This is a genomic window from Actinomadura sp. 6K520 (assembly GCF_004349245.1).
Lineage (GTDB): Bacteria > Actinomycetota > Actinomycetes > Streptosporangiales > Streptosporangiaceae > Spirillospora.
On record NZ_SMLC01000009.1, the window covers coordinates 59,293 to 70,552 of the forward strand.

The 11,260-nt window shown below is 71.2% G+C and carries 8 protein-coding genes; 3 read left to right on the top strand and 5 right to left on the bottom strand.

Annotated elements, in window-relative coordinates; all coding sequences use genetic code 11:
• Positions 1 to 202: 202 nt before the first annotated feature.
• A complete protein-coding gene (locus tag E1289_RS04695; RefSeq protein WP_131975622.1) occupies positions 203 to 2,326 on the top strand; it encodes a tetratricopeptide repeat protein in 2,124 nt (707 codons plus the stop codon).
• Here E1289_RS04695 and E1289_RS04700 read toward each other — a convergent pair.
• From E1289_RS04700 to E1289_RS04710, 3 genes are read right to left on the bottom strand one after another with little or no spacing between them, the layout of a single operon-like run.
• On the bottom strand, positions 2,271 to 2,765 hold the full coding sequence (locus E1289_RS04700) for a hypothetical protein (protein WP_131975624.1): 495 nt from the start codon (positions 2,763 to 2,765) through the stop codon (positions 2,271 to 2,273). The two genes, E1289_RS04695 and E1289_RS04700, sit on opposite strands and share 56 nt — an antisense overlap.
• Positions 2,765 to 4,000 carry a hypothetical protein gene (locus E1289_RS04705; protein ID WP_131975626.1) on the bottom strand — a complete coding sequence of 412 codons (1,236 nt, stop codon included), beginning with the start codon at positions 3,998 to 4,000 and terminating at the stop codon, positions 2,765 to 2,767. The genes E1289_RS04700 and E1289_RS04705 overlap by 1 nt, the downstream gene beginning before the upstream one ends.
• Before the next feature lies 1 nt (position 4,001).
• Positions 4,002 to 5,141: a hypothetical protein gene (locus E1289_RS04710; RefSeq protein ID WP_165970340.1), complete on the bottom strand. Its 1,140-nt coding sequence runs from the start codon at positions 5,139 to 5,141 to the stop codon at positions 4,002 to 4,004.
• Positions 5,142 to 5,372: 231 nt separating this feature from the next.
• Here E1289_RS04710 and E1289_RS04715 point away from each other — a divergent pair, with 231 nt between their 5' ends.
• On the top strand, positions 5,373 to 8,516 hold the full coding sequence (locus E1289_RS04715; RefSeq protein WP_131975630.1) for a tetratricopeptide repeat protein: 3,144 nt from the start codon (positions 5,373 to 5,375) through the stop codon (positions 8,514 to 8,516).
• Positions 8,517 to 9,030: 514 nt separating this feature from the next.
• Here E1289_RS04715 and E1289_RS40035 read toward each other — a convergent pair.
• Both E1289_RS40035 and E1289_RS04725 read right to left on the bottom strand, forming a co-directional pair.
• Entirely contained in the window at positions 9,031 to 9,288 is a 258-nt protein-coding gene (locus tag E1289_RS40035) for a DUF397 domain-containing protein (RefSeq protein ID WP_131975667.1), read from the bottom strand.
• A gap of 34 nt (positions 9,289 to 9,322) precedes the next feature.
• Positions 9,323 to 10,168, bottom strand: coding sequence for a helix-turn-helix transcriptional regulator (locus E1289_RS04725; RefSeq protein ID WP_131975632.1), 846 nt, complete (start codon positions 10,166 to 10,168; stop codon positions 9,323 to 9,325).
• Between the two features lie 202 nt (positions 10,169 to 10,370).
• Between E1289_RS04725 and E1289_RS04730 the strand changes: the two genes are divergently transcribed.
• The gene (locus E1289_RS04730) at positions 10,371 to 11,114 is read left to right on the top strand and encodes an ATP-binding protein (protein ID WP_131975634.1); all 744 of its coding nucleotides are present in this window, start codon (positions 10,371 to 10,373) and stop codon (positions 11,112 to 11,114) included.
• Positions 11,115 to 11,260 lie beyond the last annotated feature (146 nt).

Sequence of the window (11,260 nt, forward strand, 5' to 3'; positions counted from 1 at the left end):
GCTTGCGCGCCCCCACCCCGAACCCGATGTCATCCGCCATGCGGAATCGAGCCGCGGGGGCAACCGCCATTCTCCGGCACCCCCTTAAGACCTGACTCAAATGCAAAATACTACTCGCCGGTACCCTCAAAACGGACGTCCAGGTACGTTAACGGTAAAGCGGGCGATCGACACGCCACCGAGCCAATGGAATGGATAGAACGTGCAGTCTCCCGACGAACGGGACCGGTGGACCAACGAGCTGACGGGGAGGATAGCCGGCTCCAGCGTCCAGGCCCGGTCCATCGCCGGCGGGGTGCACATCACCGCGCCCGCCGCGCCGCAGCTTCCCTCCCCCGCCCAGCTGCCGCCACCCGGACTGTTCGCCAATCGGCACAGCGAGCTGCGGCAGCTGGGCGCGCTCGCGGAACAACCGGGGCTCGTGGTCCTCACCGGTCCCGGCGGCGTCGGCAAGACCACGCTGGCATTGCAATACCTGCACGGGATCAAGGAACGCTACGAAGGGCAGCTGTTCATCGACCTGCGCGGCTTCTCCGGAGCCGAGCCGCTCCCGCCCGACGAGCCGCTGGAGCGCTTCCTACGGGCCCTCGGCACGGCACCGGAGAGCATCCCGGCCCGCATCGACGAGCAGTCCGCGCTGTTCAGGTCCATGACCACCGGGCACCGCCTCGTCGTCATGCTCGACAACGCCGTCTCTGCCGCGCAGGTCCGCCCGCTGCTGCCCGGCGCCGGAGCATCGCTGGTCTTGGTCACCTCGCGCCACCGGCTGACCGGGCTCGTGGTGGACGGCGCGCGGTTCCTGGACGTCGATCCGCTCGGCGAGCGGGGGGCGCTGGAACTGCTGGAGCACCTGATCGGAGCGGACCGGATCGGAGCCGAACGCGACCATGCCCGATCGCTGGTCGAGCTCTGCGGCACCCTGCCGCTGGCCGTCTGCGCGTCCGGCGCCCGGCTGGCCGCGCGGCGGCGCTGGCCGATCGCCCGCGCGGTGGCCGAACTCAGCGACGAGGCGCGGCGGCTCTCCGCGTTGCGCACCGGTGAGGGCGACATCTCGGTGAGCGCCGTCTTCAACACCTCCTACCTGGCGCTCGACGAGGAGCACGCGACGGCGTACCGCCTGCTCGGCGTCCATCCGGGGCCCGATCTCTGCGTCGCCGCGGCGGCGGCCCTCATCGGGACGGACGAGGAGCACGCCGCGGAACTCCTGGACGGCCTGGTGGACGCCAGCCTGCTTCTCGAAGTCCCCGGCGACCGGTACGCCTTCCACGATCTGGTCCGCCTGCACGCGCGGGCCGCGTCCCTCGCGGCGTCTCCGGTGCCCGACCGCGAGACCGCGTTCGCGCGGCTCGCCGGCTGGTATCTGACGACCGCCGTCGCCGCCGACCTCACCCTGATGCCGGGACGATGGCATCTCGGCGAACGGTACGCGGCGCCGCCAGGCGACCTGTTCGCGTCCCGCCCGGCCGCGCTGGAGTGGCTCGACCGGGAACGGCCGAACCTGGAGGCGGTCGCGCGGCAAGCACACGAGAACGGACTCCACGCCGTCACCTGGCAGCTCTCCGAGGCCATGTGGCCGCTGTTCCTGCAACGCAGGCACTACCCGTCATGGATCCGGATGTACGAGCTGGGGCTCGCCGCCGCCGAGTCCTCCGGCGATCTCAAGGCCCAGGCGCGGATGCTGGAGGGGCTCGGGATCATCCGCCTGAACCTCCAGGACCACGACACGGCGACCGGCCACTATGAGACCGCCCTCACCCTGGAGCGGCGGGCCGGCCACCGGCTCGGGGAGGCGTCGGCGCTCGAAGGACTCGGCGTGGTGGCGCTCGCCACCGGTGACCCGTCCCGAGCGACCGAGCTGTTCGGCCGGGCACGGGATGTGCACGCCGATCTCGGACGTCCGCGCGGGATCGCGCTGATGGATCGGCACATCGGCGAGGCGCTCAGCCTGACCGGCCGGCACACCGAGGCCGAGGAGACCCTGACCGGCGCGCTGGAGGTGTTCACGCACCTGGACGAGCCCTACCACCGGGCGCGGACGCTCACGTGCCTCGGCCAGGCCCGGCTGCGGGCCGGACGCCCGGACGAGGCCGCCGCCGCCCTCCGCGAGGCGCATGGCGTGGCACGTGAGATGGACGCACCGCACGTGGAGGCCGACACGCTGCGCGAGCTGGCCCGGGTCGCGCGGCACCGCGGCGACCCGGACGAGCGCCCGCTGCTGGAACGGGCGCTCGCCATCTACACCGAGCTGGGCTCGCCGCAGGCCGCGCGGGTCACAGCGCGACTCGCCGAACTCCCGGACGCGTCGCCCGGCGATCCCGGATCCTGACCATCGTGACCGTGTTCCCGCGGACGAGCGTGAGCCGGGCCGGCGCGTCCGGCGACCCGCCCGCCACCACCCAGGCATGGAGGGCGGACGCGTACAGGGCCGCGTCGCCGGCCGCGCACGCGCCGCCGAGGACCGGGTCGAGCCGCGCCTCCAGGCCGCCGGCCGCCACCAGGCAGCCCCGCCGGGTGACGGCCACCGCAACGAGGCAGCCCGGGTAGGCCGCCAGGAGCCGGGCCGGATCCCCGGCACGGCTGACGATCACGTCCGCGCACGCCAGCCAGGCCCGCGAGGCGCCCTCCGGCCCGGCGACGAGGTGCTCGTCGCAGGGCGGCGGGCCGGAGCCGCCGGAGGGCGAGCGCCGCAGCGTGAGCGTCCGCCCGCCGATGAGCACGCGCACCGGTCCCGGCAGGTCGTCCCAGACCCTTACCAGCGTGCCCATCACGCCGCCCTCGGGAAGGCGGTGAGCGGGAGCGGGACGGGTTCGACGTCCGGCGGGCGGTCCCGGTCGCGCAGCCGCAGCAGCCGGTACATCTCCCCGCGGATGAGGTGGGCCGCCTCGCCCGGCCGGGAGCTGATGGCGTCCCGCATCGCGGCATGGACCCGTCCGGGGAAGGCGTGCGCCGCCTCCTCCAGTTGCGGGGCCAGCGGCCGGTCCCAGTCGACACGCGGCGCGAACGCGCCGAGCCCGGCGACATGGCTCCCGGGCGCCACGGCGTCCTCCGGGAAGGTGCCGAGCAGCACCGGCACCCCGATCGCGGCGCCGTAGCATGTCACCGACCCGTGGTCGCCCAGCAGCACGTCGGCGGCGACCAGGCCGGCCCGCCAGCCCTCCTCCGGAGGGAACAGCCGGACACCGAGCCGACGGCATTCCGCGTTCCAGGCCAGCACCTGGCGCTTTCCGTGGAAGGACCACACGTTCGGGTGCAGCGCGGCGACTATCTGGTACCTGTCGCGCGATAGCGCGGACGCGACCCTCAGCAGCAGGTCGGGATAGCGGCCGAGCAACGAGTCCTCGTTCCAGGTGGAGCTGACGAACACGAGCCGCCTGCCGGGCCGCACACCGAGCTCGCGGCGGTAGAAGTTCCGATACGGCAGGCTCGCGACCAGCCGGTCCAGGCACGGGTCGCCGCCGGCGAAGGCCACCGGGCGCGCCTCCGGGCACTCGCGTCTGAGCATCTCCAGATGCCGGTCGTGCGCCAGGACGATCGACGACGGCACGACCCGCCCGCCGACGACGAGCCGCTCCCTGATCAGGCCGCTCACCGGACGCGCGGCCGTCGGCCCGGAGCCGCCGTACCGAGGGAGGAGTTTGCCGGGACCGATGCCGTGCGACACGGTCATGACCGGTCCGTGCAGCTTCTCCAGCATTCCGTGCCCCGCCGCCACGACGAGGTCCCACCTGGTGCTGATCGCCTGCCGCCAGGGCAGCACCAGCCCGCCGAGGTCCCGCAGATGCGCGTCCAGGCCGCCGGTGTTGGCCGACGCCGGCGCGGCCGTGTACGCGACCGCGACCCGCAGGTCCGTCTCCAGCAGCGGCATCACGTCGGCGAGCCGGGTCGCCGCCGTCACGTGGTGCGCGACGGCGAGGACCGCCCGCCGCGCCCGCACCGTCGAGCCCTTCAGGGCGTCCAGGCCGAACGGGCCCGGCACCCACGCGTCCACCGCAGCGTCCATCTCAGCCTCCCTGGGGGACGGCGCAGAGCGGCTCCCCGTCCCGGCAGCCGATGCGGAAGGGCGGCGAGACCGGGTCCGCCACCGGGATCGTGGCGGGCTGCGGCAGCCGCAGCAGCCCGTACATCAGGCTGCGCATGTTGCGGTCGAACCGCCCGGGCTCGGACGTGATCCGCTCGACGACCGGCCGGACCCGCTCCGGCCGCCACCGCGCCGCCGCCTCGGCCAGCTGGGAGCGGACGGGCCGGTGCGCCGCGAGCCGGACGGCGCAGAGGCGCAGCGCGTCTCCGGCCGGAGGGCCGGTGACGAGCACCGGGGCCCCGGTGAGCGTCCCTAACCTCGTCACCGGGCCCGGGGGCCCGAGGATCCAGTCCGCGGCGACGAGGGCGGCGCGCCAGTCCGCTTCGGGCGGCATGAGTCCCAGGCCGTCCCGCAGCAAGCCGGCGAGGCCCGGCCCACCCGGGCAGCGGTCCGCGCCCGGCTCGGGAAGGGCGAGAACCTGGTACAGGTCGGGCGGCAGTTCGGCCAGCAGGCGCCGCACGACGTCCAGCGACCGGCAGCGGGTGCACGGGCCGGTTCCGGCCGCGGGCAGGGCCACCGCAACGAGCCCGCGCCCGGCAACGCCCAGTGCGCGCCTGTAGAAGTCGCGCAGCGGCAGGCTCGCGACCAAGCGGTCGTGGTCGGAGTCGCCGACCACGACCGCCCCGCCGGGCCGGGCGTCCGGTGGACGGTCCAGGTGGTGGGCGTAGGTGAACACCGTCGGCGCCGGCCGGTGTGCGACCGCCGCCGGAATAGTGCCCGGCAGGGCGATGAGCGGCGCGCCCGGCGGACGCGGGGGGATCCGGTGGGCGGTGACGACCAGGCCGACATCACCGTCCGCGAGTTCGGACCAGCGCAGCGGTGCCGCGCCCGCGTCCCGGAGCATCACCTCCACGGCGGCCGAGGACGGCCCAGGCGCCGCCGCGAAGAGCACACGCAGCCGCGGGTCGGTCCCCGCGAGCCGCGCCACGTCCAGTGCGGGCTGCCCCGGTACGGGCGAGCCCACCACAACCAGCACAGTGCGCCGGTCCCCCAGCCGTCCCCACCAGCCGGGGTCGAACCCGCTCAGGGCCCGACGCCATACGAAGCCGGTCATCCCCGTCAACGAACCTCCTTCAGCCTCGGATGCTCCCATCCGTTCCTCCGTCGCAGATCGAAATGACCTGCCCTCCGGATTCGAGTGTCGATCGACGACCTTGACGAAAACTTGCAATCGTCCTGACTCGGTAAGTAGTGGGGTTCCGGTGCGGCAACGTGAAACGCGGCCACACTCTGGCCATTCGGTACAAGCGATGCCAAAATCGGCACAGGAGGAGATTTCCACAAAGGGGAACCGGTGGAGTTCCGCGTCATAGGGCCCGTCGAGCTGTGGGTGAACGGCCGTCGGCGCGACCTCGGAACACCCAAGGAACGCTGCGTGCTGGCAGTCCTGCTCCTCAGCGTCCGGCAGCCGGTGCCCACCGAGACCATCATCCGCCGGGTATGGGACCGCGACCCGCCGGCCAAGGCCCGCCAGGGCCTGCAGGTATACGTTACGCGGCTGCGCCACAGGCTGGAGGACGCGGAAGGCGCCGCGCTCATCTCCCGGCAGGGGTCTTATTTGCTCGACGTCGACGATGAATCGGTCGACCTCTACCGGTTCCGCCGGCTGCGCGACCAGGCCCGGGCGATCGCCGAGAGCGGCGACGACGAATACGCCCTCGACCACCACCGGCAGGCCGCGGAGTTGTGCCGGGCCGAACCTCTCGCCGACCTGTCCGGCGGCTGGGCCGAACGCACCCGGCACAATCTGGAGCAGGAACTTCTGTCCGCCGCGTTCGCGCGCATCGACCTGGAGTTGAAGCGCGGCAACCACGCCGACGTCCTCCGCGAGTTATCAGACATCACCGAACACCATCCGCTGGACGAGCGGCCCGTCGAACGGCTCATGAAGGCGCTCTACCGCTGCGGGCGGCAGGCCGAGGCACTGGAGGTCTACCGGCGCGCACACGACCTTTTCGCGGCGGAACTCGGAACCGACCCCGGCCCGGGGCTGCGGCGGCTCCAGCAGCAGGTCCTGCAAGGCGACCCGGATCTGCTCCGCGTCCCTGGCACCCAGCTGAGCGTGGACCGGCGCCCGCAAACCCTGCCGCACCGCGCGCGGGTGTTCGTTGGCCGCGACGACGAGATACGGCAGCTCATGGACACGGTGCCGGGCATCACCAGCCCCCAGGCAGGTTCCGCCATGCCCGTCATAGCGATCGACGGCATGGCCGGGGTCGGGAAGTCGGCACTCGCCGTCCACCTGGCGCACCGGCTGGCCGAGCACTACCCCGACGGGACCATGTACCTGGAGCTGCACGCGCACGACGCCCGGCGGAGGCCCGTCGACCCGGCGGACGCGCTCGACACGCTGCTCCGCATGATCGGCGTTCCGGTGACGCGGGTGCCGCGGGCGCTGGACGAGCGCGCCGCGCTGTGGCGGTCCGAGCTGGCGGGCGGCCGCGCGATCATCGTGCTGGACGACGCCGCCGGACGCGACCAGGTCGAGCCGCTGCTCCCGGCGTCCCCCGGCTGCCTGGTGATCGTGACGAGCCGCCGCCGGCTGACCGGGCTGCACGACGCCTGGCCGCTGTCGCTGGAGATCCTGCCCATCCGGGACGCGATGGCCCTGTTCAGCGGCATCGCGGGCGCCGGTCGCGCGGCGGCGGGCGCCGACGTCGCCGCGGTGGTGGAGCGCTGCGGGCGGCTGCCGCTCGCGGTGAGCATGGCGGCGAGCCGGCTGCGCCACCGGCGCGCCTGGGACACCCGCGACCTGCTGGCCCGGCTGACCGCCGACGACCGGCGGCTGGACGAGCTGCGCGACGAGGACCGCGAGATCACCACCGTGTTCGAGGACTCCTACCGCGCGCTCCCATCCCCGCTGCGGGACGCGTTCCGCGCGTTCGGCCTGCACCTCGGCCCCGACTTGACGGCCGACGCGGCGGCCGCGGCCCTGGCGTGCCCGGTGCGGGACGCCGAGCGGATCCTTGAGGACCTGCTCGACCGGCACCTGATCACCGAGCCTGCCCGGGGCCGCTACCGCTTCCACGACCTCGTGCGCGACTACGCCGACCGCCTCGCCCGTGAGAGTGACACCGAGGAGGAGCGGCGCCGGGCCGTCCACCGGATCCTGGACTTCTACCTCGCGGCCGCGGACCGCGCGGACCGGCGGCTGTTCCCGCACCGGCGGCCGGCGGGAGTCCGGATCATCCACCCCCCGCCGGGCCTGCCCCCGCTACCGGACGCTGCGGCCGCCGCCGAGTGGTTCACGGCCGAGCACGACTGCCTGCTGAACGCCGCCGCCGAGGCGGACCGGATCGGCTCTCCGGAACGCGTCGCCCGGTTCGCCCGCGTGCTCGCCGGGCACCTGGAGTCGCGCGGCCACTGGGAAGCGGCAACGCGGCTGCACACCCGCGCGGTCGAGGCGCTGCGGAATTCCGACGACCGGGCGGGCACCGCACGCGCACTGGCCGACCTCAGCCACATTCGTTTCCGCGGCGGTGAGTACGACGCGGCGATGGACGATGCGGAAAAGGCACTGGCGATCTACCGATCCATCGGCGACCGCCGGGCGGAGGCGGATATTCTCGGGCACACAAGCCTTATCCATTGGCATCGGTCCCGCTTTTCCGCGGCGCTCGCGTGCTGCCGGGAAGCGCTCGACATCCGGCGCGCCCTGGGAGACCGGCACGGCGAGGCCAAGAGCCTCGACCACACCGCGATCTTCCTGGAGTTCACCGGCCACTACCGCGAGGCCGAACGCCTCCGCCTGGACGCCCTCGCGATCTTCACCGAGATCGACGACCCGGACGGCCGGAGGATGGCGCTCAACAACATGGGCGACCTGATGATTCGCATGGGCGACTTGGACAGGGCACTGGCGTACTACGAGCGGACCACCGGCCCGACCGGTCTCAACCGCCAGCACGAGGCGATCTCCCTCATCAACAGGGCCAACATCCAGCGCCGCACCGGCGCGGGCGAGACGGCACTGGCGAATTACCGCAAGGCCCTGGCCATAGCAGTGGAATTAGGCGATCGCCGCAACCAAGTGGAGACACTGATCGGCATCGGTGCCGTATTTCACAGTACCGGACGATACGCCGAGGCATTGGTCCATCACGAACGTGCCCTGACCATTTCCCGGTCGATAGGCGAACGTTACGAGGAGGCACTCGCACTCCGCCACCTGGGCGAAACCCTTACCGCATCCGGTCGCTACCCTGCCGCCGTCGACCATCTCCGCCAGGCCCGCGACCTCAGCACCGAGATCGGCCTCCCGTACGAGACGGCGACGGCCCTGCGGGACCTGGGCTCGGCATTGCTGCACGTCCAGGGCAGTGATGCCGCCCGAGAGTGCTGGCAAGCTGCTGTGCGGATCTTCGACTCTCTCGGCCTCACGGAAGGTGAACTCCTCCGCGCCCGCCTACACGAAACCGAACAGAACACCGGAACGTGAGAATCTTTCTAGAGGCGCATTCTGTTTGCACCGCGGTTACCGGCATCGAGAAAGCGCTATCTTCGACCATCGGCGCCAACTACACAAAGAGCCCTTCCCTCGCCCATGCTCTTCGCTATGATCTACCGCCAGAAGCCGGGAGATACCTGGCCATCCTGATGAATTGGGACATCTCAATGAAGAGGTTGCTCCTTACGGCGGCCAGCGCGTTCGTGCTCTTGGTGGCACCGTGCGCCACACCGGCGAGCGCGGCCGGAACCGTCCATTTGACAGCGGGTCCGGGCGGCCACGTGCAGAAGACCCAGGTCCACATGACCTGAGCCGCACCCGATCCCGCCAGAACCGGGGGCCGGGTTGGGACGGAACTCGCCGTACCATCCCGGCCCCCGGTTTCCGGAGTTCGGTGTCCGCAGCGAGGTGAGACCCACCCGGCCTACCGCTCGCAGAGGCGTCGCATGTGCGGCGCCTCTGTTGCGTTGCCCAGCATGTCAGAACGCCTGGCAACACCTCAATGTCACTCCGCTGTCCGGTAACGCAACACGCCACACCTCTGCCCGAGGTACGGCGTGTGACCGACTGATCGAAGGTCGTATGCACCTCGCTTGATCTCCACCAACATCGCTGCCCACGCATCCCTCTCCAAGGTGAGGACGCCGCCGTCTGGGTTCTTCGAGTCCCGCACGGCCTTCACCGGCCCCACTTGTGCGACTTCCACGCAATCCGACTGGGTGGGCTGGCTGTAGGAGCTCTTGCGCCATGCGGCACGTCCCATGTCTGCGCTCTTCACCTGGGCCCTCTCATAGCGGTTACAACCTGGATGCGACGGCGTCGATCATGGGGACGACCTCCTCCGGGTCGGTCGCCTTGGCTCGTAGGTAGTCAAAAACCAGCCCATAGCGGGACAGGTCCGTCGCCTCGTCAAGATACAACTCGCCTGTCAGGTGTTCCAGATAGATCGCGCTGACCGGGGTTGGGCCGTCGAAGTCCAGAATCACGAACGGAACACCCATCGCCGAGTGCGACCCGGCGCTGAACGGCAGGACCTGGAGCGTCACGTTGGGAAGGCGGGCTGCCTCATGGAGCCGGTCGAGCTGACCGGCCATGACGTCGGGACCGCCGACAAGCCGGTGGAACACCGCCTCGTCCAGGATGGCCCACAAGTGAGGTGCGTCCGGCTCACCGAGTCTCTCTTGCCTGGCCGCGCGGGCCTCGACTCGTCGGTCGATCTCGTACCGGGGGAGGGCTGGACGCACCGAGGACAGGAGTGCTCGAACGTAGCCCTCGGTCTGGAGCAGTCCCGGCACCAACTGGCTCTGGTAGGTCCTCACTCCCGAGGCTTCGGCCTCGAACCCGACGTACGGGCTCGCGATGATGTCCGAGTAGTTGTGCCACCAGCCTTGCTTCCGCGCCTTCCGGGCCAGATCCATCAGAGCTTGGCGCTCCTGCTCGTCCGCCACGCCGTACTCCTCAACCAAGAGGCGCACATCGCTCGGGGTGACGCGGGTTCGGCCGGTCTCGATGCGGGAGATCTTGGCCTTGGACCAGTCGAGCCGCTGCGCTACATCCTCCATCGACAGGTCGGCCGCCTCTCGCAGGCGCTGCAGCTCCCTTCGAAGCTGCCTGCCGCGGAATGTCTCCATTCTCGCCGTCATGGGTGAAGTCTCCCGTAGTCAGTCGAGGTTGAGCCGAAAGAATCTTGAAACGTCTCGATGTGAAACGTTGCACATTGACTCGTTACTAGCAACACTATCAGCGACCGACCACACACCGACCGCGATAAGGGCGGAGAAGGCCTATGCCTGCCCTGAATTGCGACAGTTGTGGACGACCTGAGCTGACGGGAGGTAAGGCCCCATGGAAGTCAAGGGGGCGTGGGGGTTGGTGACCGGGGGGTTGTGCGCGTGGCGACTGCCGGGGGACGAGAGCGGGCCGGCGGCGGCGCGGCGGCTCGTCCGTCGGACGATGTCCGAACTACGGTTCGACCGGGATGTGATCGAGGACGGCGAGCTCGCCGTGTCCGAGACCGCGACCAACGCCCTGCGGCACGCCAGGTGCGCCGAGAGCAACCGGCCGCCGTTCCCGCCGGAGCTGTGGGTCTGGGCGCGGACCGTCCCGTCCCCGCAGCTCATCGTCTCCGTCTTCGACGGCGCGCGAACGACCGCACCGCACGCCTCCGGGGCCGGGCTGCTGGACGAGCACGGCAAGGGCCTGGAACTTGTCCGCCAGGTCACCGCCGACTGGGGCAGCACCCCGACCCGATCCCGGGTCGACACCACGTCCGTCCCCGGCAAGACGGTCTGGTTCGCGCTACCGCTCCCCCGCGACTGGCCCGGCCTGCACTACCGCGTCCACCCGGGAACCGCCGCATACCACCTGCTCCTCAACCTCACCCGCCGCGGCTTCGAGGGTAAGCGCAGCACCACCGACGACGGCCTCTCCGTCCTCGTCCTCCCCAACGTAAACGTGTGGGTCCACCGCCGCACCTTCTGCTGGTGGTCCACCCGGCACCGCTACCTCCGCCGCCCCCTCATCGACCTCCAGGAGACCACCGAACTCCTCGTCCGCCACCTCGACACCGCTCACCAGCGGTCAGAGTGATCGGCCGAGCGCGTCACATACGCCTGCCGCCCTCCGGCGCCGCCACCTGCGCCGACCGATGATCTCGCCGCCGTCGTCCCCCAAGCCTTCTACCGTCATCTCGGAAGGCGCATGATGGGCCGCAAAGGTCCCCTTGAAGGCGTCAC